The sequence below is a fragment of the Kocuria sp. GQ42 genome, assembly GCF_059758435.1.
Genome location: NZ_JCAXEN010000003.1, coordinates 209,739 through 235,644, shown reverse-complemented (window position 1 = coordinate 235,644; position 25,906 = coordinate 209,739). Strand labels below are relative to the sequence as shown.

At 71.8% G+C, this 25,906-nt stretch carries 22 protein-coding genes and 2 tRNA genes; 9 read left to right on the top strand and 15 right to left on the bottom strand.

All coding sequences use genetic code 11. The features are described 5' to 3' along the window. The first annotated feature begins 206 nt into the window (after positions 1 to 206). Positions 207 to 1,883, top strand: a complete 1,677-nt coding sequence (locus AC6CH6_RS08995; protein ID WP_498254871.1) for a thiamine pyrophosphate-dependent enzyme — start codon at positions 207 to 209, stop codon at positions 1,881 to 1,883. A 210-nt stretch (positions 1,884 to 2,093) separates the two neighbouring features. Here the strand turns inward: AC6CH6_RS08995 and AC6CH6_RS08990 are convergent, their stop codons facing one another. Then, entirely contained in the window at positions 2,094 to 3,431 is a 1,338-nt protein-coding gene (locus AC6CH6_RS08990) for an MFS transporter (RefSeq protein WP_498254870.1), read from the bottom strand. A gap of 82 nt (positions 3,432 to 3,513) precedes the next feature. Here AC6CH6_RS08990 and AC6CH6_RS08985 point away from each other — a divergent pair, with 82 nt between their 5' ends. From AC6CH6_RS08985 to AC6CH6_RS08975, 3 genes are all read left to right on the top strand, one after another. Then, positions 3,514 to 4,359 (top strand): MSMEG_6728 family protein, encoded by an 846-nt coding sequence (locus AC6CH6_RS08985; protein ID WP_498254869.1) that lies wholly within the window; start codon positions 3,514 to 3,516, stop codon positions 4,357 to 4,359. 86 nt (positions 4,360 to 4,445) lie between these two features. Beyond that, positions 4,446 to 5,447 carry a zinc-binding dehydrogenase gene (locus AC6CH6_RS08980; RefSeq protein WP_498254868.1) on the top strand — a complete coding sequence of 334 codons (1,002 nt, stop codon included), beginning with the start codon at positions 4,446 to 4,448 and terminating at the stop codon, positions 5,445 to 5,447. Continuing rightward, complete coding sequence (locus tag AC6CH6_RS08975; protein ID WP_498254867.1) at positions 5,444 to 6,244, top strand: GntR family transcriptional regulator; 801 nt, start codon at positions 5,444 to 5,446, stop codon at positions 6,242 to 6,244. Before AC6CH6_RS08980 ends, AC6CH6_RS08975 begins: the two co-directional genes overlap by 4 nt. 229 nt (positions 6,245 to 6,473) lie before the next feature. Here the strand turns inward: AC6CH6_RS08975 and AC6CH6_RS08970 are convergent, their stop codons facing one another. The 4 genes from AC6CH6_RS08970 to AC6CH6_RS08955 all read right to left on the bottom strand — a co-directional run bounded on the left by AC6CH6_RS08970 (position 6,474) and on the right by AC6CH6_RS08955 (position 10,461). Next, positions 6,474 to 7,922 carry a sensor histidine kinase gene (locus AC6CH6_RS08970; protein WP_498254866.1) on the bottom strand — a complete coding sequence of 483 codons (1,449 nt, stop codon included), beginning with the start codon at positions 7,920 to 7,922 and terminating at the stop codon, positions 6,474 to 6,476. Continuing rightward, complete coding sequence (locus AC6CH6_RS08965) at positions 7,919 to 8,611, bottom strand: response regulator transcription factor (RefSeq protein ID WP_498254865.1); 693 nt, start codon at positions 8,609 to 8,611, stop codon at positions 7,919 to 7,921. The genes AC6CH6_RS08970 and AC6CH6_RS08965 overlap by 4 nt, the downstream gene beginning before the upstream one ends. Before the next feature lie 341 nt (positions 8,612 to 8,952). After that, the gene (locus AC6CH6_RS08960; RefSeq protein WP_498254864.1) at positions 8,953 to 9,753 is read right to left on the bottom strand and encodes a rhomboid family intramembrane serine protease; all 801 of its coding nucleotides are present in this window, start codon (positions 9,751 to 9,753) and stop codon (positions 8,953 to 8,955) included. Between the two features lie 162 nt (positions 9,754 to 9,915). Then, positions 9,916 to 10,461 (bottom strand): peptidylprolyl isomerase, encoded by a 546-nt coding sequence (locus tag AC6CH6_RS08955; protein WP_498254863.1) that lies wholly within the window; start codon positions 10,459 to 10,461, stop codon positions 9,916 to 9,918. A gap of 159 nt (positions 10,462 to 10,620) precedes the next feature. Between AC6CH6_RS08955 and AC6CH6_RS08950 the strand changes: the two genes are divergently transcribed. Further along, positions 10,621 to 11,493, top strand: coding sequence for a hypothetical protein (locus AC6CH6_RS08950; protein ID WP_035924352.1), 873 nt, complete (start codon positions 10,621 to 10,623; stop codon positions 11,491 to 11,493). Positions 11,494 to 11,624: 131 nt separating this feature from the next. On the opposite strand, the gene AC6CH6_RS08945 is transcribed toward AC6CH6_RS08950, so the two are convergent. The 10 genes from AC6CH6_RS08945 to dnaA all read right to left on the bottom strand — a co-directional run bounded on the left by AC6CH6_RS08945 (position 11,625) and on the right by dnaA (position 23,142). Beyond that, positions 11,625 to 11,700, bottom strand: a tRNA-Ala gene (locus AC6CH6_RS08945). Positions 11,701 to 11,712: 12 nt separating this feature from the next. Next, positions 11,713 to 11,835, bottom strand: coding sequence for a hypothetical protein (locus AC6CH6_RS08940; RefSeq protein WP_255219369.1), 123 nt, complete (start codon positions 11,833 to 11,835; stop codon positions 11,713 to 11,715). A gap of 33 nt (positions 11,836 to 11,868) precedes the next feature. After that, a tRNA-Ile gene (locus AC6CH6_RS08935) sits at positions 11,869 to 11,942 on the bottom strand. 97 nt (positions 11,943 to 12,039) lie between these two features. Continuing rightward, a complete protein-coding gene (locus AC6CH6_RS08930; RefSeq protein WP_498254862.1) occupies positions 12,040 to 12,654 on the bottom strand; it encodes a DUF3566 domain-containing protein in 615 nt (204 codons plus the stop codon). Further along, complete coding sequence (gene gyrA, locus AC6CH6_RS08925; protein ID WP_017835077.1) at positions 12,651 to 15,356, bottom strand: DNA gyrase subunit A; 2,706 nt, start codon at positions 15,354 to 15,356, stop codon at positions 12,651 to 12,653. Before gyrA ends, AC6CH6_RS08930 begins: the two co-directional genes overlap by 4 nt. A 90-nt stretch (positions 15,357 to 15,446) precedes the next feature. Further along, positions 15,447 to 17,534 (bottom strand): DNA topoisomerase (ATP-hydrolyzing) subunit B, encoded by a 2,088-nt coding sequence (gene gyrB, locus AC6CH6_RS08920; protein WP_017835076.1) that lies wholly within the window; start codon positions 17,532 to 17,534, stop codon positions 15,447 to 15,449. A 351-nt stretch (positions 17,535 to 17,885) separates the two neighbouring features. Next, positions 17,886 to 18,551, bottom strand: a complete 666-nt coding sequence (locus AC6CH6_RS08915) for a DciA family protein (protein WP_206064006.1) — start codon at positions 18,549 to 18,551, stop codon at positions 17,886 to 17,888. After that, positions 18,548 to 19,768, bottom strand: coding sequence for a DNA replication/repair protein RecF (gene recF, locus AC6CH6_RS08910; protein WP_368811751.1), 1,221 nt, complete (start codon positions 19,766 to 19,768; stop codon positions 18,548 to 18,550). The genes AC6CH6_RS08915 and recF overlap by 4 nt, the downstream gene beginning before the upstream one ends. Before the next feature lie 36 nt (positions 19,769 to 19,804). Continuing rightward, a complete protein-coding gene (gene dnaN / locus AC6CH6_RS08905; protein WP_498254861.1) occupies positions 19,805 to 20,929 on the bottom strand; it encodes a DNA polymerase III subunit beta in 1,125 nt (374 codons plus the stop codon). 629 nt (positions 20,930 to 21,558) lie between these two features. Beyond that, on the bottom strand, positions 21,559 to 23,142 hold the full coding sequence (dnaA, locus tag AC6CH6_RS08900) for a chromosomal replication initiator protein DnaA (RefSeq protein WP_419967785.1): 1,584 nt from the start codon (positions 23,140 to 23,142) through the stop codon (positions 21,559 to 21,561). Positions 23,143 to 23,811: 669 nt separating this feature from the next. On the opposite strand from dnaA, the gene rpmH reads away from it, so the two are divergent. The 4 genes from rpmH to yidC all read left to right on the top strand — a co-directional run bounded on the left by rpmH (position 23,812) and on the right by yidC (position 25,885). After that, positions 23,812 to 23,949 (top strand): 50S ribosomal protein L34, encoded by a 138-nt coding sequence (rpmH, locus tag AC6CH6_RS08895; protein ID WP_019181680.1) that lies wholly within the window; start codon positions 23,812 to 23,814, stop codon positions 23,947 to 23,949. 102 nt (positions 23,950 to 24,051) lie between these two features. After that, complete coding sequence (gene rnpA / locus AC6CH6_RS08890; protein WP_133409626.1) at positions 24,052 to 24,465, top strand: ribonuclease P protein component; 414 nt, start codon at positions 24,052 to 24,054, stop codon at positions 24,463 to 24,465. Then, positions 24,462 to 24,902 (top strand): membrane protein insertion efficiency factor YidD, encoded by a 441-nt coding sequence (yidD, locus tag AC6CH6_RS08885; RefSeq protein ID WP_133409627.1) that lies wholly within the window; start codon positions 24,462 to 24,464, stop codon positions 24,900 to 24,902. Before rnpA ends, yidD begins: the two co-directional genes overlap by 4 nt. Beyond that, on the top strand, positions 24,899 to 25,885 hold the full coding sequence (gene yidC, locus AC6CH6_RS08880) for a membrane protein insertase YidC (protein WP_498254860.1): 987 nt from the start codon (positions 24,899 to 24,901) through the stop codon (positions 25,883 to 25,885). Before yidD ends, yidC begins: the two co-directional genes overlap by 4 nt. Positions 25,886 to 25,906 lie beyond the last annotated feature (21 nt).

The window sequence follows — 25,906 nt, the reverse complement described above, 5'->3', positions numbered from 1 at the left end:
GCCGTCGTCGTCGTCGTGCCCGGCCCGGGAGCGCACAGGGCACCGCGGGCGCTGTGCGTCCTTCTTTACTCCTCCGTGACCGCCAGGACACGGATCGCCGCCCGCATCGGGTATTTTCGGATGAACTGCGCCAGGCCCGGACCCCCGAGCCGGTTCCGGCCTGCCCAGCCCCACCACTCCATTTTCAACGGCGAAAAGGACCCACGTTGACCCAGACCACTGCGGACCCCGCATCCCCCGCACAGACCACTGCCCGCAAGTCGGCGGGCCACGTCATCGTGGACACGCTCGTGGCGCACGGCGTCGAGCGCACCTACGTGGTGCCCGGCGAGTCCTACCTGGACGTGCTCGACGGTCTGCACCACTCGTCGATCGAGACGGTCGTCTGCCGCCACGAGGGCGGTGCGGCCTACATGGCCGAGGCCGACGGCAAGATGGGACCCGTGCCCGGGGTGGCCATGGTGACCCGCGGCCCCGGCGCGGCCAACGCCCACGTGGGCCTGCACACCTCCTGGCAGGACTCCACCCCGATGGTGCTGTTCGTGGGCCTGATCCCGTTCGAGCACCGCGACAAGGAGGCGTTCCAGGAGTTCGACCCGCACGCGTGGTTCGACTCCGGGGCCAAGCGCGTGATGGTCCTCGACCACGCCGAGCGGGCCTCCGAGATCGTGGCCGAGGCGATGTTCGCCGCCAACTCCGGCCGCCCCGGCCCCGTGGTGGTGGGTCTGCCCGAGGACATCATCAGGGCCGAGATCGACGCGACCCTGCACCCGCCGATCCCCGTGGCCCACGGCGGCATGACGGTCAACGACTGGAAGGCGCTGCGCGACGCGCTCTCGACCGCCGAGAAGCCCCTGTTCGTGACCGGCGGCAACGACTGGACCGTCGAGGGTGCGGCCGGCCTCACGGACTGGCTCGAGGAGCACCACCTCCCGGCCGCGGCCGAGTGGCGCACCGAGGGCACCGTCCCGTTCGACTCGGACTCCTACGTGGGCCCGATCGGCTACGGCCGCCCGAAGGCGACCTTCGAGATGCTCGAGGAGACCGACCTGCTGGTCTTCGTGGGCACCGTCCCCGGCGACGTCATCACCAACGGGTTCCTGGTCCGCCAGGACTGGGACAAGAAGAACTTCCTGGTCACCATCGACCCGTCCCTGCGCGGGCGCTCCGGGCCGGTGTCCTACCAGATCGTGGCCAAGCCCGACGTGTTCGTGCGCGACCTCGTGCGCATCGACCTGCCGGCCAAGCCGGCGTGGAAGGAGTGGACCGCCCGGCTGCGCGCCCAGCAGGTCGAGTTCTCCACCCCCGTGTCCACGGAGCCGTCCGGGGGCCGGGCCCGGATGGACACCATGATGGCCCACCTCGTGGCGGGTCTGCCCGACGACGCCATGTGCACCTTCGGCGCCGGCGAGCACACCAACTGGGCCCACCGCTACTTCCCCGCCAAGGGATACGCGGCGATGATCTCCGCCCGCAACGGCTCCATGGGCTACTCGGTGCCCTCCGCCGTCGCGGCCTCGTTGCGCTACCCCGGCCGGCGGGTGGTGACCATCGCCGGTGACGGCGAGTTCCTGATGAACGGCCAGGAGCTGGCCACCGCCGCCCAGTACGGGGCCACGCCGCTGGTCATCGTGATGGACAACCAGGAGTACGGCACGATCCGCACCCACCAGGAGCGGGACTACCCGGACCGCGTCTCGGGCACCCAGCTCAAGAACCCCGACTTCGCCCTCATGGCCCAGGCCTTCGGCGGGTTCGGGGTGCGCGTGGAGACCGACGCCGAGATCCCCGGCGCGCTCGAGGCCGCCCTGAGGGCGATCGACGATGAAGGGCAGTTCGCCCTGATCCACCTGATCGTGGAGCAGCGCGTCAAGGCCTACTGACCCGCGGGCCGTCCACCGCCCGTGCGGTGAGCGGGGCGGGGCCGCGTCCGGTCGGGACGCGGCCCCGCACCCCGTCCTGCACGTCCCGGTCCACTGCGCCGGGGTCCTCGGCGTCCCGGTCCACTGCGCCCGGGTCCTCGGCGCCCCGGTCCTCGGCAGCCCCGTCCTCCGCGCCCCGTCCCTGCGCCCTGAGGGGTGCCGCGGCGGCGCTCAGCCGGCCAGCGGGTGCGCCAGCTCGTCCTCGCGCATCCGCCCGGCCCACAGGGCCACCAGCCCCAGCGCCGGGGTCAGCAGGGCCACGGTCCAGAAGATCACCGGCAGGGGCACCACCTGGGCCACGGGTCCCGCGACCGCCATCGACACCGGCATGAGGGCGATCGAGACGAAGAAGTCGAGGCTCGAGACCCGCCCCAGCATGTGGCGCGGGACCCGGCGCTGCAGGAGCGTGCCCCACAGCACCATGCCCGCGCCGTCCCCGGCGCCCACGAAGGCCAGGCACAGCGCCATGACCCAGAACGAGTCGGTGGTCGCGACGAGACCGAAGGGCAGCGTCCCGAACCCCCACAGCACGATCATCCAGCTGAGGTAGCGCCGCGGCAGGGGCAGCGACGCGACCACCAGGGAGGCCACCGCGCTGGCCCCGCCGTAGCACGCCAGCAGGTAGCCGAACGTGGAGGCGTCCCCGCCCAGCCGGTCCCGGACCAGGAACGGGACGAGGACCTCCAGGGGACCCAGCAGCAGGAAGACCGCGAGCACCGCCCACAGCAGGGTCCACAGCAGCCACGGGGTCCGCACCGTGTAGCTCACGCCCTCCATGAGGTCCTGCCGCACGGACCGGAGGGCGCCCACCGCCTCCCGCGGCGGGGACGGCTCCCCCGCGCCCGGCACCGCGGTGGGGTCCCCGGCCGGCCCCGCGACCGGTTCCGCGTCCGGCTCCGTGTCCGCGCCGGCGTCGTGGCCGGGCACGTGCAGGCGCAGCAGCAGCACGAGCGCGGCGGCGTGGCAGAGCGCGATCAGGGCGAGCGCGCCGCCGGGGGCGACCAGCCCGATGAGCAGACCCGCCACGGCCGGTCCCGCCGCCTGCTGCAGCAGCGGGCGCGCCGTGCCCTCCACCCCGTTGGCCGCGAGCAGCTGCCGGGCGGGCAGGATCCGGGGCAGCGAGGCCGAGTAGGCCGGATAGAAGAAGCCGAGACCCGCGCCGAACACGAACGCCGCCGCGGCGAGGTGCCCCATGCGCAGCCCGTCCGCCAGGGCCAGGACGGCGACCGTCCCCGCCGTCAGGAGGTTGGCGGTCTCGACGAGGCGCAGCACCCGGGCCAGGGGGAAGCGATCGGCCGCGATCCCGCCCACGAGCACGAAGACGAGCATGCCGAGCGCGCCCACCGCCGTCACGGCCGAGAGGTCCACAGCCGTGCCCTCCAGCTGCAGGACCTGGTGCACGAGGGCCACCGCCCACATCCCGGCGCCGAAGACGCTGCTGAACATCGCGAAGGCGAGCACACGGTACCGGCCGAGCCGGAACGGCTCCAGCGCGCGGGGCAGGGGCATGCACCCAGTGTCCCCCCGCGCGGGCCCCGGCGCACGGGCCGGTGCGGTGGTGGAGGCCGCGGATCCGTAGGACACTGGGGCGGTGCAGACCTTCCTCCCGTACCCGGACTTCGCCCGCTCGGCCCGCGTCCTCGACCGCAAGCGGCTCGGCAAGCAGCGGGTGGAGACCCTGCAGGTGCTGCGCGCGGCCACCGTGCCGGGCTACGGGTGGTACCGCCACCCGGCCACGGCGATGTGGTCCGGGCACGTGCCCGCCCTGGTGGCCTACGGCCGCGCGATGGTCGACGAGTGGACGGCCCGCGGCGGGGCCGACAGCACGGGGTGGCAGATCCGCGAGTTCGCCCCCGAGGCCTGGGACCGTGCCCCCGACGACGACGTGGCGCCGCCGCCGCCCTGGCTGGGCGACGAGGCGTTCCACCGCTCGCACCGGTCGAACCTGCTGCGCAAGGACGAGGAGATCTACCGCGCGGTCTTCCCCGGCGACCCCGCCGGCCTGGACTACGTGTGGCCCGTGCCCGCGGAGGGCCGCACGCCACCCGCCGAGCCGCCGCACGGCCGGCGGGCGTGGGTCCTGGCGCCGGGCGCGCACGAGGCGGCGGGCGACGCCGTCGTCGTGCCCTTCCGCGTCCCGGACGGCGTGCGGGAGAGCCACTGGGTGCAGGCGGTGGCCCGCGTCGAGGAGGAGCTGCGGGAGGGTGAGCCGGTGCTGCTGCTGCACGGGCCGCCCGGCCCGGAGCAGGTCGTGGAGCGGACGGTGCTCGGCGAGAACGTGCACCACGCCGTCGGCGGGTTCTCCCTCGAGCTCGAGCGCGGGGACCGGGTGCTGCGCCGCGACCTGCCCGCACCCGCCCGGCTGCAGTCTCCCCGCCCCGTCTTCGCGGTCCCCGCCGAGGCCGTCGGCGCGGATCCGGGCGCCCCGCGGGTTTAATCCGGCGTCACGCCCGTCCGGGGCACCAAACCGTGGGTAGCATGTCACCCACCGGCGCCCGGCGCGCCCGACCCCAGGAGGCGCGCATGCGAGCATCCCACGTCCCCACCACGGGCACCGTCACGGTCACCGACTGGCCCGATCCGCACGCCCGGGAACCCGGTCAGCTGGTGGTGCGCATGCTGCACGCCTCCATCTGCGGATCCGACCTGCACGCGGCCTTCCACGGGCTGCTCCACGCGGAGGGCCCGCGCCGTCCCGGCTACCCCGGCCACGAAGGGGTCGGCGTGGTGGTCGAGTCCCGCTCGGAGCGCGTCCCGGAGGGCACCCTGGTGCTGACGGTCCCCCAGGGCGAGATGGGCGGGTGCTTCGCGGAGCTCCAGCTGCTGGACGACCTGCACGTCGTGGAGCTGCCCGCCGGCACGGACCCGGACGACTCCCTGCAGCTGCGGCGGCTCATGATGGCCCAGCAGTACGGCACGTGCCTCTACGCCATGCGCCAGTTCTGGCCCGTGGAGACGCCTGCCCGCCGGGCGCACACGTGCGTGGTGATGGGCGCGGGGTCCGCCGGGCTGTTCTTCGTGGAGGAGGCCCGCCGACTGGGCTTCGCGCACGTCGTCGCCTCCGACCTGGACACGGGCAGGCTCGAGGTCGCCCGCCGGCTGGGCGCCGTCCCCGTGCGGGTGCCGGAGGAGGACCTCGCCGCGGTCGTGGCCGAGGTCACCGGGGGCCGCGGCGCCGACCTCGTCATCGAGGCCGTGGGGCACGACGTGCTGCGCGACCAGGCCGTCGAGCTCGCCGCCGACCGGGGCATCGTCGGCTTCTTCGGCCTGCCGGAGCGGCACGGGCACACCGAGGTCCCGCTGTGGACGGCGTTCCGCAAGAACCTGCGGCTGCAGTGCTCCGTGGCGGCGCAGGCCGAGCCGGGACTGACGTCCTTCCGCGAGGCCGTGCGGCGGATCTCCGAGGGCGAGATCGACGTGGAGCACTGTCTCGGGCCCGAGTTCCCCCTCGAGCGGATCGCGGAGGCCATGCAGCGGGCCGAGGAGCACCGGCCCGGGGACATCAAGCTGACGATCACCCCGTGACCACCCCACCCCGCTCCGTCGCCGGGTCCCCGGCCGGCGACCGTCCCGGGGCGGCGGCCCCCGCGCTGCCGTCCGTCACCGCCACGACCGGGAGCTCGCTCGCCGTGCAGGTGATGGCCGCGGTGCGCCGGGCGATCACCGCGGGCGAGATGGAGCCCGGGCGCCTCTACTCGGTGCAGCAGCTGGCCTCCGCCATGGACGTCTCCCGCAGCCCGGTGCGGGAGGGCCTGCTGCGGCTGGGCGAGGCCGGGCTGATCCGGTTCCACCGCAACCGCGGCTTCGAGATCGTCGAGGTCAGTCCCGACGACGTCGCCGAGATCTTCGCGGTGCGCACCGCCCTGGAGGTCCCGGCCGCCCGCCGGGCCGCCCGTCTCGCGGCGCCCGAGGAGCTGGACCGGATCCGGGCCCAGTGGGAGGCGCTGCACGAGGCGGCCCGGACCGGGGACGTCGAGGCCACCGCCGAGGCGGACGAGGGACTGCACCGGGCGCTGCTGCTCGTCGCCGGCAACGCCCAGGCCGTCCAGCTCGTGGAGCGGCTGCGCACCACCACGTCCTTCTTGGGCGTCGTCGCCGCCACGTCGCGGCGGCCCGTCGGGGAGCTCGCGCGCGAGCACGACGCGCTGGTCCGGGCCGTGCTCGCCCGGGACGAGGCGGAGGCGGCACGCGCCATGCGCGAGCACCTCGCCTCCACCGCGCAGCGGCTCGTCGCCCAGGCGCTGCGCGCCCAGCGCACGCCCGAGGAGCGCCTCGAGGAGCTCACCGCGCAGGTCTGGGCCGCCGCCGCCGCCGGGTACTGAGAGCCCGGCGGGTGAGCCGCCGGGGGCCGGGGACCCCGGCCGGCGGCCCGGGACCCCCGGGCGCGGAGCAGTCGAATGCCCCGGTCCGCCGACGGACCGGGGCATTCCGCACGGCTGCCCGGGGGTGCATCCGTGCTGGTCGGAGCGGGATCGGGGGGCTCCCGCCGACCAGGGAGACGCTAGGCGGCCCGCGTGACGGTGCCGCCAACGGGAGGTGAACGCGAGGTGCTCAGCCCTCGTCGTCCCCGCCCTCCCGCGGGAGACGCACCTGGAAGCGGCACCGGCCCTCCGGGTCCTCGCCCGCGTCGATCGTCCCCCCGTGGGCCGCGACGATCTCCCGGCTGATGGCCAGGCCCAGTCCGGATCCGCCCGTATCCCGGGTCCGGGAGTCGTCGAGCCGCACGAACCGCTCGAAGACCCGTTCCCGGTCCTCCGGCGCGATGCGGTCGCCGTCGTTGACCACGGTCACGACCGCCTCGTCCCCCTCGGCCACCAGGGAGACGGCGATCCAGGCGTCCGCGTGCCGCTCCGCGTTGGAGAGCAGGTTGCGGACCACCTGCTGGAGCCGGCTGGCGTCCCCCCGGACCCGCACGGGCTCCACGTGCACGCGCACCTCGTGCCGCGAGGCCGGCCGCATCCGGGCGACCTCCTCCCGGACCACCTCGTCGAGGTCGGTGTCCGCGGTGCGCAGCCGCAGCCCGGCGTCGTCGACCTTGGCGAGGGTCAGGAGGTCCTCCACGAGCTGACCCATGCGGCGGGACTGGGACCTGAGGACGGGGGCGAGCTCGGACCACGTCGCCCCGGACGGGTCGGAGGCGGCCACCTCGATCGTGGTGGTGAGGGTGGCGAGCGGGCTGCGGAGCTCGTGGGAGGCGTCCGCCACGAACCGTCGCTGTGCCCGGTCGGAGGCCTGCAGCCGGTCCAGCATCCCGTTCATGGTCTCGGCGAGCGCCGCGATCTCGTCCCGGGTGGGGGGCACGTCGACCCGCTCCCCCAGGCGGGCCGTGCCGATGCGCCGGACCTGTCCGGTGATGCGGCGCACCGGGGCCAGGGAGCGGCCGACCAGGAACCACATGAGCGCGGCCCCGAGCAACGCCAGCACCGGCCCGCCGACCAGCAGGAACAGGGACACGGTCTGGAGGGTGCCCTGCTGCAGCGCCATGGGCACGGCCACGGTGAGAGTCAGGGGCACGCCGTTGATGTACATGCCGTGAGCGACATACACGTGGTCGTCGGTCCTGAGCGTGGGCCCGTCCCCGTTCGCCGCGGAGTCGAAGGACCGCCCCGGCTCCAGGACCGGCACGGACAGGTCCGTGCCCAGCGCGCTGGCGGGGGACGCGGCCACCACCTGTCCGTCGGCGTCCTGGAGTTGCACGATGACCCCCGGGCGGCCGAGCCGCAGCATCAGCTCGCCGAGCCCGGCCTGCGTGAACACGGCCGTCTCCCCCGCCGAGCCCTCGGCGCTGCGCGGGCCCCACGGGAGCCCCAGGTCCTGGAGGATCTCCGTCTGCCGGGCCTCGGCCTGGTCGTGGGCGGCCCCCACGGCCGCGCGGCTGAGGACCTCGAGCAGCACGGCGCCGGCCACGGCCATCACCAGGAGGATGAGCAGCGCCGCGGCGGCCGTGCTGCGCTCCCGCACCCCCCACCGGTCGAGGAGCCCCCTCCCGGCGGAGGTCACGACGCCGGCGCCCCGGGCTCGTCCGGGACCAGCCGGTAGCCCATGCCGCGGACCGTCTGCAGGGTGGAGAGGCCGAAGGGCGCGTCGATCTTCTTCCGGAGATAGCCCACGTAGACCTCGACGATGTTCTCGGAGCCCTCGAAGCCGGCGTCCCAGGCGTTGTCCATGATCTCCAGCTTCGAGACGACCTTCTCCGCGTTCTGCATCAGGTACTGGAGGATGACGTACTCCTTCGCGGTGAGCTCGAGCGCCTTCCCCCGGCGGGCCACGGTCCGGCGGACGGGGTCGAGCTGCAGGGACCCGACCGTGAGCACCACGGGCCGCTCGGGTGCCCCCCGGCGGATGAGGGCGCGCAGCCGCGCCACCAGCACGAGGAAGCTGAAGGGCTTGGTGAGGTAGTCGTCGGCGCCGAGGTCGAAGGCGTCGGTCTGGTCGTACTCGCCGTCCTTGGCGGTGAGCATCAGGACGGGGACCCAGTTCTCGGCGGCGCGCAGCTCCTCGAGCACCGCGTAGCCGTTCCTGCCGGGCAGCATCAGGTCCAGGACCACGACGTCGTAGGGGTTCTCGCCGGCCAGCCACCCCCCGGTGATGCCGTCGTGGGCGACGTCGACGACGAAGCCCTCGTTCGTGAGCCCGCGGCGCAGCGACTCCGCGAGGTCCACCTCGTCCTCCACCAGCAGCACGCGCACGCGTCCTCCCGTTCTCCTCCGTGGGCGCGGCGGGATCCGCACCCCTCCAGTCTTCCGCACGCCGCCTGAGGATCCGATGAGGACGGCGTCCCGGCCGGCACGGTTCCACCCCTTCTCCCCAACCGGTGCACAACGTTGTCCACAGGTGTGGAGAACTGTGTGCACAGCTCGCTCTCCACAGCGTTATTAACAGCTGTGGAAGCCGCCCTGGCCCTGTCCACACCGTTGCTCACAGGTGTGGAATTCCACCGGTGTAACTTGTCGACAGGTGGGGACAACCCCTGTGGAGAACACGGTCGTCCGCCGGCGCGCGAGTGCTCGGGGGCGGGTGCCGGCCGGCGTCACCGGCGGCCGCCGGCACCCCGGCGCCGACGGGTGGCTGCCGTGTAGCCGAAGGCGACGATGGCTCCCGTGACGAGTCCGCCGAGGTGCGCCTGCCAGGCGATGCCGGGGAAGAGGAAGCCGAAGACGACGTTCACGCCGATCAGCACCGCGATGGGCGTGATGGACTGCCCCAGGTGGCGTTGCAGCACGAACAGGGCGCCGAACAGGCCGAAGACGCCCCCGGACGCGCCGACCACGAGACTGAGCGGGTGCGACAGGAGCAGGACGCCCACGGATCCGCCCAGGACGGAGAGCAGGAACAGCAGCAGGAACCGGCCGCGGCCCAGCGCCGGCTCGAGCATCCGCCCGAACAGGTAGAGCATGTACATGTTCAGGATCAGGTGCAGCGGACTGGACATCGAGTGCAGGAAGCCGCTCGTGAGCATCCGCCACGGCTCGGAGGTCGTGGTCACGGGGGCGTAGGCGAACATCTGCAGCAGGCTCACGCCGGCCGCCTGCACGAGCCACTGCAGCGCGTAGACCACCGCGTTGACGCCGACGAGCCACCAGGTGACGAGCATCGGGGAGCCCTGGGCCGCGCGGCCGCCGAGGCTCGTGCGGACGGCGGGGCGCGAGCGCGTCGCCTCCTGCACGCAGTCGACGCAGTGGACGCCCACCGCGGCCGTCCGCTGGCACTCCGGGCACGTCGGCCGGCCGCACCGCTGGCACCGCACGTACGCCGGCCGGTCGGGGTGGCGCGGGCACACCGGGATGTCTCCCCCGGTGGACGCGCCGTACTGCGGTCGCTCGCCGCTCACTGGGACTCCTCCTGGGCCGGTTCGCTGCGGGCCCGGTTCGCTGGACGGGATGGACGGGGGTGGACGGGACGGCAACGGCGCAGGCCCGTCCGGATCGCTCCGGACGGGCCTGCGCCGCTGGTCCCCGTCCCGGCGGTGCCGGGACGGGGAGACTGCTCGGATCTAGAGCTGCTCGATGTCGATCGAGGTGACCACGCAGTCCTCGACCGGGCGGTCCATGCCGCCGGTGCGGACGCCGTTCAGCTCGTCCACGACCTTCCGCGACGCGTCGTCGGCCACCTCGCCGAAGATGGTGTGCTTGCCCTGCAGCCAGGTGGTGGGGGCGGTGGTGATGAAGAACTGGGACCCGTTGGTGCCCTTGCCGTTGCGCTTGCCGGCGTTGGCCATCGCCAGGATGTAGGGCTCGTTGAAGTCGAGCTCGGGGTGGATCTCGTCGTCGAACTCGTAGCCCGGTCCGCCGATGCCCTGGCCCAGGGGGTCCCCGCCCTGGATCATGAAGTCCTTGATGATGCGGTGGAAGACCACGTCCTTGTAGAGGGGACCGGTCTGCTTCTCACCGGTGCGCGGGTCGCTCCACTCCCGGGTGCCGTCCGAGAGGCCGATGAAGTTCTTGACGGTCTTCGGGGCGTGGTTGCCGAACAGGTTCACGACGATGTCGCCGTGGTTCGTGTGGATGGTCGCCTTGGCGGTGGGGATGGCAGAAGTCATGCGCCCATTCTTGCACGGCCCCCGGAGGCCCTTCCCGGTGGGGTCGCGGGGTTCAGCGCACAGTGAAAAGGCCCGGGATTGCGCGGCGCACCCTCCTGCCCCGACGGCTCTGCCCGTATGCTGACAGTGGATTGTCACGACCCGAGGAGGGATGGATTCATGAGCTTCAAGAAGTCCAAGAGCGAGAAGAAGGCCGTCGCGGCGCAGAAGGCCGCGGAGAGCAGGGTCCTGGACGCCGGCAAGTGGGCGTCCAAGGAGATCGGTGACCTCGCGCCCCGGCTCCAGCACAGCGTCGAGGCGGGCGCCGCGGCCCTCGCCGGGGGCGTCGCGACCGCCGGCCCCAAGGTCCAGGAGGGTCTGGGCCGCGCCCACGATCTCTCCGGCTCCGCCAAGCTGAAGGCAGCCGCGGTGACCGCCCCGGTGGCTGCGAAGGCCGCGAAGACCGCCGGCCCCGTGGCCGCGAAGGCCGCGGACCGGGCCTCCGAGAGCCGCGCCGCGATGCAGGCGAAGTACGCCGGCGCCGCCGCCCTGCTCGCGGGCAAGTTCGCCGACGCGGACACCCCCGAGCAGCTCGAGGCGATCGTCGCGAAGCTGACCGGCGACAAGAAGGCCGTGGCCAACGCGAAGAAGGCCGCCTCGAAGGTCGCCAAGGACTACGCCAAGCAGCAGAAGAAGGCCGAGAAGTCCCACAAGGGCCTCCTGCTGCTGGGCCTGCTCGTGGCCGGCGGTGCGGCCGGCGTGGCCGCCTGGAAGGCGTCGCGCCCGGTCGAGGACCCCTGGAAGACCCCGGCGGCCACGTCCCCGCGCGTGACCGCCTCCCCGGTGGCCCAGCAGTCCACCGTGGCCGCCGGCACCGGTGTGCAGGTCGACGACGTCAAGGACGCGACCACCCCGGCCGGTCAGTCCGGTGGTGTCTCGGAGGCCGCCGCCGAGGTCAAGGACAGCGCCAAGACCGTCGGTGAGGACGCCAAGACCACGATCCACGAGGTCAAGGAGCAGATCCAGGGCAAGAAGGACGAGAACGAGGCCTGATCCCCGCCCGTTCGGGCAGAGGCCCCCGCTCCCTGCAGGGAGCGGGGGCCTCCGCCGTTGCGGCGGCGCGCGGTGGTGCGCCCGCGAACGAGAAGATCCCGACCGAGCGTCTGCTCGATCGGGATCCGGTGTGGTGGAGGCGAGGGGACTCGAACCCCTAACCCTCTGCTTGCAAAGCAGATGCGCTACCAGTTGCGCCACGCCCCCGTGGTGTCCGGGCTACTCCACCTCGTCGGTGGCGTCCGCCCAGGCGTTCCTGTCGGCGTCGGCCTCCCGCAGCTTGGTGAGCACGGCGACCGACGCGCCGACCAGGGCGAGAGCCGCAGCCATCTTCCTGTTCACGCCTGCCTCCTGACCTGCGGAAAAGGGAAACCGTGGGCGTACCAGGAATTGAACCTGGGACCTCTTCGTTATCAGCGAAGCGCTCTAACCGTCTGAGCTATACGCCCTCTCACAGCCCTTGCGGACCGAGAAGAAACGATACCGGAGTTGCCGACCCGTGCCAAATCGCCCCGGCCGGGCCGGACTCCCCTGAACCGCGCCGGATCAGTCGTCCGTGAGGGTGAGCCCGATCCCGCCCACGAGGGCCGCCGCGATGTTGTACAGCAGCGCGGCGAGCACCGACAGGGCGGTCAACAGGATGACATTGACCACGGAGACGATGGTCGCGAAGATCGCGATCTGCCCCAGGGACAGGAAGTCCTTGATGTTCAGGGCCCCGCCCGCGCCGCCCAGCATCCCGAGCAGCTCGTTGATCCCGTCGAACAGGCCCGTGAGGTCCAGGACGATCCACAGCACGACCGCGGCGACCACGGTGATGATCCCCAGCGCGACCGACAGCAGGAACGCGAGCTTGAGCACCGACCAGGTGTCCACCTTCGAGACCACGAGCCGCGCCCGGCGCACCCGAGGCCGCGGGGCCGGGCGGACCAGGCCCTTCGTCGAGCTCGCGGGCCGGGCGCTCTTCGCCGGGCCGGAGCCGGACCGGGTAGCGCTCGACTTCGCGGGACCCGAGCCTGACTTCGCCGGCTTCGGCGCGGTCCGGGCGCTCGTCGAGGGTCTCGCCGTCCCGGACGGCGACCCGTTCCCGGGGCGGGGTGCGGACGCCAGGGGGGAGCGTCCGGACCTGCCGGCGGTGTTGGAGCCGGAACTCGAGCTCATGCGTTACCTCCGTTGTTGTTCGGGTCCAACGCTACTTCATCGTCCGTCGTGTCCCCGGAACCGGGGACCGGACCGAGCTCGTCGGCCTCTCCGTCGGCCTCGCCCGTGTCCAGGACGTCGGCCGTCTCCATCGTCTCGTCGAGCTGGACGTCGACCTCGGCCACGGCCTCGGCGTCGACCTCCTCGGCGATCTCCCGGTCGGCGTTGCGGGCCACCCCGGTGATCGTGTCGCCCTGGGCGGGCTTCGCGAAGATCACGCCCATCGTGTCGCGGCCCTTGGCCGGGACCTCGGAGGCGCCGGTGCGCACGACCTTGCCGGACTCCATGACCACGAGGACCTCGTCCTCCTCGCCCACGATGATCCCGCCGACCAGCCGGCCGCGCTGCTCCGCGAGCTTCGCCACCTTGATGCCGATTCCGCCGCGGCCCTGCACCCGGTACTCCTCCACCTTGGTGCGCTTGGCGTAGCCGCCCTCGGTGACCACGAAGACGTAGGCGTCGTCGGTGACCACGTTGGCGGAGAGCAGCTCGTCGCCGTCGCGGAACTTCATGCCGGTGACCCCGGAGGTCGCCCGCCCCATGGGACGCAGCACCTCGTCGCTCGCGGTGAAGCGCAGGGACATCCCGTTGCGGGAGACCAGGAGCAGGTCGTCCTGCGCGGACGCCAGCTGGGCCGAGACGAGCTCGTCGTCGTCGCGCAGGTTGATCGCGATCACCCCGGCCGTGCGGTTGGTGTCGTAGTCCATCAGCCGGGACTTCTTGATCAGGCCCCTGCGGGTGGCAAGGACCAGGTACGGGGCGTCGCTGTACGAGCGCAGCTCCATGACCTGGGCGATCCGCTCCCCCGGCTGGAAGGCCATCAGGTTCGCCACGTGCTGGCCCTTGGAGTCCCGGCCCGCCTCCAGCAGCTCGTACGCCTTGGTGCGGTAGACCCGGCCCAGGTTCGTGAAGAACAGGATCCAGTTGTGGGTGGTGGTGACGAAGAAGTGCTCCACGACGTCGTCCCCGCGCAGCTGCGCGCCCTTCACGCCCTTGCCGCCGCGGCGCTGGGAGCGGTACTGGTCGGAGCGCGTGCGCTTGACGTATCCGCCGCGGGTGATGGTCACGACCATCTCCTCCTCGGGGATCAGGTCCTCCATCGACATGTCGCCGTCGTAGCCGTACATGATCTCGGAGCGGCGGTCGTCGCCGTAGCGGCCCACGATCTCGTCGAGCTCCGAGGAGATGATGCCGCGCTGGCGCTCCTCCGAGGCGATGATCTCGGTGTACTCGGCGATGAGCCGCTCGAGCTCCGCGTGCCGGTCCTGGATTTTCTGCCGCTCGAGGGCCGCGAGCCGGCGCAGCTGCATGTTGAGGATGGCCTGCGCCTGGTCCTCGTCGATCTGCAGCAGCTCCATGAGCCCGCTGCGGGCGTCGTCGGCCGTCGGGGAGCGGCGGATGAGCGCGATGACCTCGTCGAGGGCGTCGAGCGCCTTGAGCAGGCCCCGCAGGATGTGGGCCTCCGCCTCGGCCTGCCGCAGGCGGTACTCGGTGCGGCGGACGATGACGTCCATCTGGTGGGTGACCCAGTGCCGGATGAACGCGTCGAGGCTCAGCGTGCGGGGCACCCCGTCCACGAGCGCGAGCATGTTGGCGGAGAAGTTGTCCTGCAGCTGCGTGTGCTTGTAGAGGTTGTTGAGCACCACCTTGGCCACGGCGTCGCGCTTGAGCACGATCACCAGCCGCTGGCCGGTGCGCCCGGAGGTCTCGTCCCGGATGTCGGCGATGCCGGTGATGCGGCCGTCCTTGACGAGGTCCGCGATCTTCATCGCGAGGTTGTCCGGGTTCGCCTGGTAGGGCAGCTCGGTGACCACCAGGCAGGTGCGGTTGTGGATCTCCTCGACGCTGACCACGGCGCGCATGGAGATGGAGCCGCGGCCGGTGCGGTAGGCGTCCTCGATGCCCTTGTGGCCGAGGATCTGCGCGCCGGTCGGGAAGTCCGGGCCCTTGATCCGCTGCAGCAGCTCCTCGAGCAGCGTCTCGTTGGAGACGTCCGGGTGCTGGAGGTACCACTGCACGCCGTCCGCGACCTCGCGCAGGTTGTGCGGCGGGATGTTGGTGGCCATGCCCACGGCGATGCCGGACGAGCCGTTGACCAGCAGGTTGGGGAACCGGGACGGCAGCACCGACGGCTCCTGGTTCTTGCCGTCGTAGTTGTCCTGGAAGTCGACGGTCTCCTCGTGGATGTCCCGGACCATCTCCATGGCGATGGGCGCCATCTTGGTCTCGGTGTACCGCGGGGCGGCCGCGCCGTCGTTGCCCGGGGAGCCGAAGTTGCCCTGCCCCAGGGCGAGCGGATAGCGCATCACCCAGCCCTGGATCAGCCGCACCAGGGCGTCGTAGATCGCGGAGTCGCCGTGCGGGTGGTACTGGCCCATGACCTCGCCCACCACGCGGGCGCACTTGTTGAAGGATCGGTCGGGGCGGTAGCCGCCGTCGTACATCGCGTACAGCACGCGCCGGTGCACCGGCTTGAGCCCGTCCCGGACGTCCGGCAGGGCGCGGCCCACGATGACGGCCATCGCGTAGTCGAGGTAGGACCGCTGCATCTCGGTCTGCAGGTCCACCTGCTCCACGCGGTCGGTCAGCACGGGGGTGTGCTCGAGGTCGCCGGCGAGGCCGGCGTCCTCCGGGGTCGGTCCGTCCTGGGTCTCGTCACTCATGCGGTCTTTCCGTTCTGTCTGCTCGTCCTCGTGGTCCTGCGCAGGTCCCGCCCCCGGTAATTGCATGCCGAGTGGGACATATGTCGCGGATCAGATGTCGAGGAACCGGATGTCCTTGGCGTTCTGCTGGATGAACTCGCGGCGGGACTCGACGTCCTCGCCCATGAGCACGGAGAAGATCTGGTCGGCGGCGGCCGCGTCCTCCATGGTCACCTGCAGCAGGGTGCGGTGGTCGGGGTCCATCGTGGTGTCCCACAGCTCGGTGTAGTCCATCTCGCCGAGGCCCTTGTAGCGCTGGATGCCGTTGTCCTTGGGGATGCGCTGGTTGTTGGCGAGCCCGCGCGCCAGGGCCTCGTCCCGCTCGGCGTCCGTGTAGACGTAGTCGTGCGGGGCGTTGGACCACTTGATCCGGTACAGCGGCGGCTGGGCCAAGTAGACGAAGCCGTGCTCGATCAGCGGGCGCATGAACCGGAACAGCAGCGTCAGCAGCAGCGTGGTGATGTGCTGGCCGTCCACGTCGGCGTCGGCCATCAGCACGATCTTGTGGTAGCGCGCCTTCTCGATGTCGAAGTCGTCGCCGATGCCGGCGCCGAACGCGGTGATCATCGACTGGACCTCGGTGTTGGACAGCGCCCGGTCCAGCCGGGCGCGCTCCACGTTGAGGATCTTGCCGCGCAGCGGCAGGATCGCCTGGTGCGCGGGGTCCCGGCCCTGCACCGCCGAGCCGCCCGCGGAGTCGCCCTCCACGATGTAGATCTCGGACAGGGAGGGGTCCTTGGAGGAGCAGTCCTTGAGCTTGCCGGGCATCCCGCCCGACTCGAGCAGGCCCTTGCGCCGGGTGGTCTCGCGCGCCTTGCGGGCCGCGAGCCGCGCCTGCGAGGCGTTGATCGCCTTGCGGATGATCTCCCGCGCGGCGGCCGGGTTGCGCTCGAGCCAGTCGCCGAACCGGTTGTTCACCTCGCGCTGGACGAAGGTCTTCGCCTCGGAGTTGCCGAGCTTCGTCTTGGTCTGGCCCTCGAACTGGGGCTCGGCGAGCTTGATCGAGATGACGGCCGTGAGGCCCTCGCGGACGTCGTCTCCGGTGAGGTTCTCGTCCTTGTCCCGGAGCAGCTTGTTCTCCCGGGCGTAGCGGTTCACGAGGGACGTCATCGCCGAGCGGAAGCCCTCCTCGTGGGTGCCGCCCTCGTGGGTGTTGATCGTGTTCGCGTACGTGTGCACGGACTCGGTGTAGGCCGTGGTCCACTGCATGGCGAGCTCGAGGGACATCTTGCGCTCCGTGTCCTCGGACTCGAGCGCGATGACGTCGTCGTGGACGAGGTCGGCCTTCTTGGACGTGTTCAGGAACGTCACGTAGTCCAGCAGGCCGTGGTCGTACTTGTAGACGACCCGGCGGTGGCCGGCGCCGTCCTCGTCCTCGTGGTTGAGCCGGGCGACGTCGGTGCCGCCGTCGCGGCCCTCGACCGGCTCGGCGTCCGCGTGGACGGCGGTGCGGTCCGAGGCGGAGCCGGCGATCTCCTCGCCGGACTCCTCCGGCGCCCGCTCGTCCGTGAGGGTGATCCGCAGGCCCTTGTTGAGGAACGCCATCTGCTGGAAGCGGGCCCGCAGCGTCTCGAAGTCGAAGTCGACGGTCTCGAAGATGTCGGGGTCCGGGTAGAAGACCTGGGTGGTGCCGGTCTCCGAGGTCTCCTCCCCCCGGACCAGCTCGCCCTGGGGCATGCCGCCGTCGGCGAAGACCATGCGCCAGACGTGGCCCTGGCGCCGCACCTCGGTCTCGACGCGCCGGGACAGCGCGTTGACCACGGAGATGCCCACGCCGTGCAGCCCGCCCGAGACGGCGTAGCCGCCGCCGCCGAACTTGCCGCCCGCGTGCAGGATCGTCATGACGACCTCGACGGTGGGCCGGCCCTCGGTCGGGTGGATGTCCACGGGGATGCCGCGGCCGTTGTCCACGACCTTCACGCCGCCGTCGGCCTGGAGGGTGATCTCGATGTGGTCGCAGTAGCCCGCCAGGGCCTCGTCGACCGAGTTGTCGACCACCTCGTACACGAGGTGGTGCAGCCCCCGCGGGCCGGTCGAGCCGATGTACATGCCGGGTCGCTTCCGGACGGCCTCGAGACCTTCCAGGACGGTGATGTCACCGGCACCGTACTCGCGCTTCTGCGGATCCTCTGTTGCCACGGGTTCCTGGCTCCTCCTGTTGGGCACACCGGTCCCGCTCCGGACGGCACAAGAGAACGCCGATGAGTCGTTCGGGCGGCTCATCGGCTCGTGCGGGGTCGGAACGGGTCGACGACTCCGGGTGCCCGCGCCGCGGGCGGGATGGTCGCGATCGGCCGTGGGGGCCCGGTCCGTCGATTGCTGTCTGGAACCGATTCTATCGGAAAACCGTGGGCTCGGGGTGCCCACAGGCCCCTCTGAGCGGCCGGGAAAGGGCCTCAGGACCACTTTTCCTCCGCTCCGCCACCCCCGGGACGCCACCGGGGGGCCGCAGCGCGCCACGAGGCCGCTCAGCGGTCCCGACCGCCGGCCTCAGCCGTAGGTGTCGCGGGGCCCCCGGCCCTGCACGGAGCGGCGGCCCCGCTTCCAGCTCGGGGCCGTGGGACCGAGGATCTCGATCCGGGTGACGATGCCCTCCCCCAGGTGCTCGTCGAACATGCGCAGCAGCTGCGGGACCATGAGGCGCAGGTTCGCGGCGTAGGCGGTGGAGTCGCACCGGACCCGCACCACGGTCTCGTCGAAGCTCTCCGGCCGGCAGTGCCCGGCGATGCCCGGGCCCACGAGGTCGTCCCAGCGGGCCAGCACCGAGCCCACGGCGACCGGCGCCTTCCAGCCGCGGCCGGAGACGAGCCCGTCCAGCACCGTGCCGACCCCCCGGGGGTCGCGGGCGGAGCGACCCGCCCCGGAGTACCCGCCGAGCGCCCGCGGGTCCACGTCGTTGCCCCGGCGGCCCAGGCGCTCGGCGGCCGACGCGGTGGCCGCCTCCATGGCGGCGCCGAAGCCCTTGAGGTTGCGCCGGGCGGCCGCGCCGTAGAGCCGCCCGTCCCCGCGCGCCTCCGCCGCGTGGCGCATCCGGGTGAGCAGCGCCGCCGGCGCGTCGATCTCGTCCTCGATCCGCACGACGTTCGCCTCGGGGACAGGGGGATCCTGGGGCTCCCCGGCGGGGAGCGGGTCGTCCTCGCGCCGCGGCCCGCTCACGACGACGACGCCTCCTCCGGCTCCGGACCGGTCCCGGCGGGCACCTGCTCGTCGTCCCGGACGGCGGTGCCGGGACCCACCCGCACCACGTCGTGCGGACCGGCCACGAGCTCGGCCGGGAGGTCCTCCTCGACCGCGGCGGTCACGAGCACCTGCTCCGCGGAGGCCACGATCGCGGCGAGACGGCTGCGGCGGCGGGCGTCGAGCTCCGCGAACACGTCGTCCAGGACGAGGATCGGCGCGGCGCCCTCCGTGGGGTCGTCCGCCAGGTGGACGTACCAGGAGCCGAGGCGGAGCGCGAGGGCGTAGGACCAGGTCTCGCCGTGGGAGGCGTAGCCCCGGGCCGGCGCCGTCCCGAGCAGCAGCTCGAGCTCGTCGCGGTGCGGGCCCACGAGGGTCAGTCCCCGCTCGAGCTCCCGCTGCTCCGAGGCCTCGCACGCGTCGAGGATCAGCTGGTGCAGGTCCGCGGGCGTGAACCCGCGCAGCCGCTCGGCGTCCCCGGCCGCGCTCTCGGGCAGCACCGAGGACACGTAGCGCAGGGTCGTCTCCTTGGTCCCGTCCGTGAGCTGGCCGTAGGCGGTCGCCACCTGGGGCGCCAGGGCGTCGATGAGCTGCAGGCGCGCGTGCAGGATGCCGGCCCCGGCGCGGGCGAACTGGTCGTTCCACGCCGCCAGGGTCGACCGGTGAGTGTCCGTGAACCGGCCGCTCCGGCGGGCCGACTTCAGCAGCGCGTTGCGCTGCCGGAGCACCTTCTCGTAGTCGGCCAGGGTGCCCGCGAGGACGGGGCGCATGGACTTCGCGAGGTCGTCGAGGAAGCGCCGGCGGTGGGAGGGGTCCCCCTTCACCAGCGCCAGGTCCTCCGGCGAGAACAGGACGGTCCGCACGATGCCGAGCGCGTCCCGGGCCCGCACCGGGGAGGCCCGGTTGATGCGCACCCGGTTGGCGCGGCCGTCGTTGAGCTCGAGCTCCAGGACGGTCTGCTGCCCGCCCCGCCGCACCCGGACCCGGACGATCGCGCGGTCGGCGCCGAAGCGGATCAGCGGACCGTCGGAGGACACCCGGTGCGAGGACAGGCCCGCCGTGTAGTCCAGGGCCTCGACGATGTTCGTCTTGCCCACGCCGTTCGGCCCGAGGAACACGGTGGTCCCGGGAGCAAGACGTATGTCCAGATGGGCATACGTCCGGTAGTCGAGCAGGGAGAGGTGGTCGACGAACACGCCGGGATCAGCAGCTTCCGGTTCCGGGCAGGCCGGTCACTGGCTGGGGAGCCGCACCGGCATCAGCAGGTACTTGTAGTCGTCCTTGTCCTCGCCCTCGGGCTCGGCCTGGGCGGAGAGCACAGCCGGCTTGGGCGGGGCGGTGAAGGAGAACCGGACGTAGTCGGAGGCGAAGGCGTGCAGGCCCTCGGAGAGGTACGTCGGGTTGAAGGCCACCGTGATGTCGTCGCCGCTGAGGTGCGCGTCGAGGACCTCGGAGGCCTGGGCGTCCTCGCCGGTCCCGGCGTCCAGGGCCACCTGCCCCTGGGTGAAGGCCAGGCGCACGGGAGTGTTGCGCTCGGCCACGAGCGAGACGCGCCGGACGGCCTCGACGAGCTCGGTGGTCCGCACCGCCGCGGTGATCGGCGTGTGCTCCGGGAACAGCGACCGGATCTTGGGGTACTCGCCGTCGATGAGCAGGCTCGTGGTGCGGCGCCCGCCGGACTCGAAGCCGACGAGCTCCGCGGAGTCGGACAGCGCGATGTTGATGTCACCGGCGGGGCCGAGCGTCTTGGCGATGTCGTTGAGGGTGCGCGCCTTGATCAGCGCGGCCGTGGAGATGTCCTGGGTGCTGGGCCGCCAGGTGAGCTCGCGCATCGCGAGCCGGTAGCGGTCCGTGGCGAGCAGCGTCATCTTCTCGCCCTCGATCTCCACGCGGACGCCGGTGAGGATGGGCAGGGTGTCGTCCTTGCTCGCGGCGATGTTCACCTGCGCCACGGCGTGGGCGAACTCGTCGCCGGCCACCACGCCGGAGACGTCCGGCAGCGCCGGGAGCTCCGGGTAGTCGCCGACCGGCATGGCCGCGAGGTTGAAGCGCGAGGAGCGGCAGGTCAGGGTGACCTTCCCCTCGTCGGCGTGCACCTCGACCGGGGCGGAGGGCAGGGAGCGGCAGATGTCCGCGAGCAGACGGCCGGAGACGAGGGTGGTGCCCTCCTCCTGGACGTCGGCGCTGATCGAAAGCCGCGCGGAGATCTCGTAGTCGAAGCTCGCGATGGACAGCTGACCGCCCTCCGCACGGATGAGCAGACCGGACAGCACGGGGACCGGGGGCCGAGGAGAGAGGGACCGAGCGGTCCAGGTGACGGCCTCGGCGAGAACATCGCGTTCGACGGAGAACTTCACGAGAGGTTGCTGCCTTTCAGTCTGAGCAAGGACGGCGGAGCCACGGACCCGGACAGGGTCCGGCGCGGGCCGCGCCGCGGGGTGCAGCGGTGCGAACAGGGTCTTCGCCCTCTGCATCGTATCGGTCCGTTTCACGGGACGGCCATTCGGCCGCTCCGTGGCGGCGTCCGGGTGATCCGGGGCCGTGAGGGCCCGGACGGGGTCGGCGCTCCAGGATTCTTGTTGTTTGGCCAGATGTCTCTTTAAGGATGGGAGTGTTAATAACCGCTGTGGAATCTGTGGATAACTGCCCCTCGGCCAGCACCCGGGCGGTGGCGGCCTGTTGAGTTCCTGTGGTTCGGGGTCCACCGGAACGCGTGCTGCCGGTGGACGAGATCCGCGCGGTTCCGCGGGTTCCACAGCCCTCCCCCGAGTTGTACCGAGGTTCTCCACCGGTCGGACGGAGAATTCCACAATCTTATCCACAGGTGTGGGTTCTGTCCTGTGCACAGGCGCTCCACAAGCGCCGACATCCTGTGCAGGAGGGTCCCTCCGGGCCCGGGATCCCGCGGGCGGAGCCTGTGGACGAACTACACGAAAAGGCCCCGGCGGTGCTCCGCCGGGGCCTTCGAGGAGGGGTGGGGCCGGGCTCAGCCCTCGCGCTGCTGCTGCTTGATCCGGTTGGTGAGCTCCGTGACCTGGTTGAAGATCTGCCGGCGCTCGGCCATCAGCGTGCGGATCTTGCGGTCCGCGTGCATCACCGTGGTGTGGTCGCGGCCGCCGAGCTCCTGGCCGATCTTCGGCAGGGACATGTCGGTGAGCTCGCGCAGCAGGTACATCGCGATCTGCCGGGCGGTGACCAGGGTGCGCGTGCGGGACTTGCTCTTGAGCTCCTCGAGGCTGATGTCGAAGTAGACCGCGGTCTGGGCCAGGATCGAGGCCGCGGTGATCTCCTGCGCGCCGTCGTCGGTGATGAGGTCCTTGAGCACCAGCTCGGCCAGGGGCAGGTCCACCGACTGCTTGTTCAGGGAGGCGAACGCGGTGACCCGGATCAGGGCGCCCTCGAGCTCGCGGATGTTGGTGGAGATGTGGGAGGCGATGTACTCCAGCACGTCGTCGGGGGCGTCCATGCCCTCGCTCGTGGCCTTCTTGCGCAGGATCGCGATGCGGGTCTCCAGCTCCGGCGGCTGCACGTCGGTGATCAGGCCCCACTCGAAGCGGGACCGCATCCGCTCGGCGAAGCCGGTGAGCTGCTTGGGCGGCATGTCGGAGGTGATCACGATCTGCTTCTCGTGGTTGTGCAGCGCGTTGAAGGTGTGGAAGAACTCCTCCTGCGTGTGCTCCTTGCCCGCCAGGAACTGGATGTCGTCGATCAGCAGCATGTCCACGTTGCGGTAGATCTCCTTGAAGGAGGAGCCCTCGTCGTCGCGGATCGAGTTGATGAAGTCGTTGGTGAACTCCTCCGAGTTCACGTAGCGCACCCGCACCTGGGGGTAGAGACGCTTGGCGTAGTGGCCGATCGCGTGCAGCAGGTGCGTCTTGCCCAGCCCGGACTCCCCGTAGATGAACAGGGGGTTGTAGGCCTTGGCCGGGGTCTCGGCCACCGCGAAGGCCGCGGCGTGGGCGAACCGGTTGGACTGGCCGATCACGAAGGAGTCGAAGACGTACTTGGGGTTCAGCCGCGCGGAGCTGTCCCACTCCCCCACCACGGCGGGAGCGGTGCCGGTGTCCTGGACGGGGCGGCGGGGCGGCGCGGCCTGCGGGTCCCGCGGCGGCGGCAGGGTCCGGTCGGCCCCGCCCATCTCGGAGCGGTGCGCCGGCTCCGGGGGCGGCGCCATGAGCCCGGCGGACTGCCGGTCGAGACCGGTCGTCCGCCGGTCGACCTCCACCGCGTCGGCGGTGTCGGCGTGGTCGACCCGCGCGGGCAGGTCGGTGCGGTTGCGCTCCGCCTCGAGCTCGCTGATCGGGGGCAGGGCCGCGGTGGGCGTCGAGGCCCCGGCCTCCGGTGCGGGAGCGGTCTCGAGGTCGGCGTCCACCACGAACGCCACGAGCGTCTCGGGGCTGAAGGCCCGGCCCACGGAGGACCGGAGCACGGACGCCATCTGGTTCTGGAAGAACTCGCGGGTGAGCTCGTTCGGGACCGCGACGAGCAGCGTGGTGCCGATGAGGCCCTGGGGCTGGGCCAGGGAGATGAACCCCCGGTAGCGCCCCGTGGTCATGGGGTCCTCGTACATGTACTGCACGCATTCGGCCCACTGCGCGCTGAGCGCCTGATTGTCCTGCGTGCCCACGCGTACTCCTGCTGTCGTCGAGATGTCATCGAGCTGTCGTCGGGATGACGAGGCGGTGGACGGGTCGTCCCGGCCCCTCGCCGGGGATCTTGTCCACAGCGTTGTTCACAACGGTGGAAAAGCTGTCGGGGGCCAGCCGCGAGTGCCAGCCTAGAACATGCGCCGAACCTGTTCATAGCCGTTTTCCGGGGGCTCCGGGAACTACAGACGTGTAGTTCGACCCCCGATCCGCGTGGTTCCGCGGCTCCGGCCGGGCCGGTTTTCCACAGGATGTGATGAAGATCCGTGCACAGCTGTGGGTAGGATGTGAACTGCACAGCGGCGCCGGGTCTCCCGGTGCCCGGTCCAGCACTCGACCACCGTTCGATCCGGTTCCGCCCCGGCCGCCCCGCTCCTGCGCCGGCGGCACCGGGGCCTGCGGCCACCCGTCGCTGATTTGACCGCCCCCTGCCCGTTGTCTAGGGTGAAGTAGTCTTTTGTGTCCACTGTCATGCCCATCCGCATGCTCGGACGCATCCACCAGCACCGCTGTGACCGTCCCTCTCCTCCGCACCGAACCCGGTGCGGTGAGCCCGAGGACGGGCGCACACCCTGACGCCTTTGGAGTAACCAGTGAGCAAGCGGACTTTTCAGCCGAATAACCGCCGTCGCGCCAAGAAGCACGGCTTCCGTGCCCGGATGCGCACCCGCGCCGGCCGCGCCATCCTCGCCGCCCGCCGCAGCAAGGGCCGCACCGAGCTCTCCGCCTGAGCCGGTCCGTGTCGGCGCCGGCGCTTCCGACGACCGCCCCGCGACGGGCGCTCGTCGTCGTGCCGGAGCCGCCCGAGCCGCCGACCGTGCAGGAGCGGGACCGTGCTGTCTGAACAGCACCGGATCCGGACCTCGGCCCAGTTCTCGGCCACCACGCGTTCCGGCGCCCGCAACGGGCGCCGGAACGTCGTCGTCTATGTGCGTCCCACCGGCGAGGAGCACCCGGCCCGGTTCGGCTTCGTCGTCTCGAAGGCCGTGGGCAACGCCGTGCGCCGCAACAAGGTGAAGCGACGCCTCCGGGAGCTCGCCCAGACCACGGTCAGGCAGGCCCCGTACGGTTACGACGTCGTGGTGCGCGCGCTGCCGCCCGCCTCCCGCGCGGACTGGGCGGAGCTGGCCGCCGACTACGCGAAGGCGTGGCGGACGGCGTCCGCGCGGGCCGGGGCTCCCGGGACCGCCGGGACGACGACCACCGCAGCAGACCGACGACCCGCACGGGAGGAGCCGGAGTCATGAGCGAGCACGCTCACGCGCCCGAGGACCTCCTCGCGGCGGCTCCCCACGAGTTCGTCCGCCCGGCGTCCGCGTGGCAGGTCCTGTGGTTCCTGCCCCAGAACGCGCTCATCGCGGGTCTCAAGCTCTACCGGACCATCGTCTCCCCCCTGTACGGGGACGTCTGCCGGTACTTCCCCTCCTGCTCGGCCTACGCCCTCGAGTCCGTCACGGTGCACGGCGCCGTGCGCGGCCTGGGCCTCAGCGTCCGCAGGCTCCTCCGCTGCCACCCCTGGGCGGCGGGTGGGATCGACAGGGTCCCGGACGGGGGCCGGGTCTTCCCCGACTTCGCGTCCCTTCCCCGGATCGTCCTGCTGAACCATCCCACCCTTGCTGAGCGCCACCAGCACCACCCCGCCGGGGGCACCGGTCCCGCGGCCCAAGGAGAGCCTTCCCCATGAACCTGTTCGAAATGATCCTCTTCCCCTTCAGGTGGGTCGTCTCCGCCGTGCTGTGGGTGTTCCACGAGATGCTGACGGCCATCGGGATGGACCCCGCCGCGGGCATCACCTGGGTGCTGTGCATCGTGGGCCTGACCCTGGTCATGCGCACGCTGACCATCCCGCTGTTCCTCAAGCAGATCAAGTCCATGCGCGGCATGCAGGAGCTGCAGCCGGAGATGGCCAAGCTCCAGGCCAAGTACAAGGGCAAGAAGGACCAGCTGTCCCGGCAGGCCATGGCCCAGGAGCAGATGGAGCTGTACAAGAGCCACGGCTCCAACCCGTTCTCCGCCTGCCTGCCCATCCTGGTGCAGATGCCCATCTTCTTCGGGCTGTTCCAGGTCCTCAACGGCGTGCCCGGGTCCGCGGCCGCCGGCGAGGGCGTGCACGTCCTGAACGCGGCCACCGTGCAGTCCTTCAACGAGGCCACGTTCTTCGGCGCCCCGCTGTTCTCCACGCTGCTCAACCCCGGCGACGGCAACCACGTGGCCACGATCCTCCTGGCGATCGTGATGATCGTCGCGATGTCCGCCTCGCAGTTCTTCACCCAGAAGCAGCTGACGGCCAAGAACATGAGCGAGGCCGCGAAGGCCTCCCCCATGTACCGCCAGCAGCAGATGATGCTGTACCTGTTCCCCCTGGTCTTCGCGATCGGCGGCATCAACTTCCCCATCGGCGTCCTCATCTACTGGACCGTCTCCAACGTCTGGTCCATGGGCCAGCAGTGGTGGGTCATCCGCAACAACCCGACCCCGGGCTCGCAGGCCGAGCAGGAGCTCAACGAGCGCCGCGCCGCCAAGGGGCTCCCCCCGGTCGGCAAGACCGTGGAGGAGCACGAGGCCGACATCGAGGAGCAGCGTGCCCGCGCCGCCGCCGGGCAGCGTCAGCAGCCGGTCGGCAAGAAGCGCCAGAGGCAGCAGGCGAAGCGGAAACAGGCGCGATGACCGCGGCCGGCCGACCCGGCT

Bases quoted from the DNA above. Each gene is read 5' to 3' on its own strand.
- AC6CH6_RS08990 (WP_498254870.1), bottom strand. From the start codon at position 3,431: ATGCCCCTGCCCCGCGCGCTGGAGCCGTTCCGGCTCGGCCGGTACCGT.
- AC6CH6_RS08980 (WP_498254868.1), top strand. From the start codon at position 4,446: ATGCGAGCATCCCACGTCCCCACCACGGGCACCGTCACGGTCACCGAC.
- AC6CH6_RS08955 (WP_498254863.1), bottom strand. From the start codon at position 10,461: ATGACTTCTGCCATCCCCACCGCCAAGGCGACCATCCACACGAACCAC.
- AC6CH6_RS08950 (WP_035924352.1), top strand. From the start codon at position 10,621: ATGAGCTTCAAGAAGTCCAAGAGCGAGAAGAAGGCCGTCGCGGCGCAG.
- AC6CH6_RS08930 (WP_498254862.1), bottom strand. From the start codon at position 12,654: ATGAGCTCGAGTTCCGGCTCCAACACCGCCGGCAGGTCCGGACGCTCC.
- gyrA (WP_017835077.1), bottom strand. From the start codon at position 15,356: ATGAGTGACGAGACCCAGGACGGACCGACCCCGGAGGACGCCGGCCTC.
- dnaA (WP_419967785.1), bottom strand. From the start codon at position 23,142: ATGTACGAGGACCCCATGACCACGGGGCGCTACCGGGGGTTCATCTCC.
- yidD (WP_133409627.1), top strand. From the start codon at position 24,462: ATGAGCGAGCACGCTCACGCGCCCGAGGACCTCCTCGCGGCGGCTCCC.
- yidC (WP_498254860.1), top strand. From the start codon at position 24,899: ATGAACCTGTTCGAAATGATCCTCTTCCCCTTCAGGTGGGTCGTCTCC.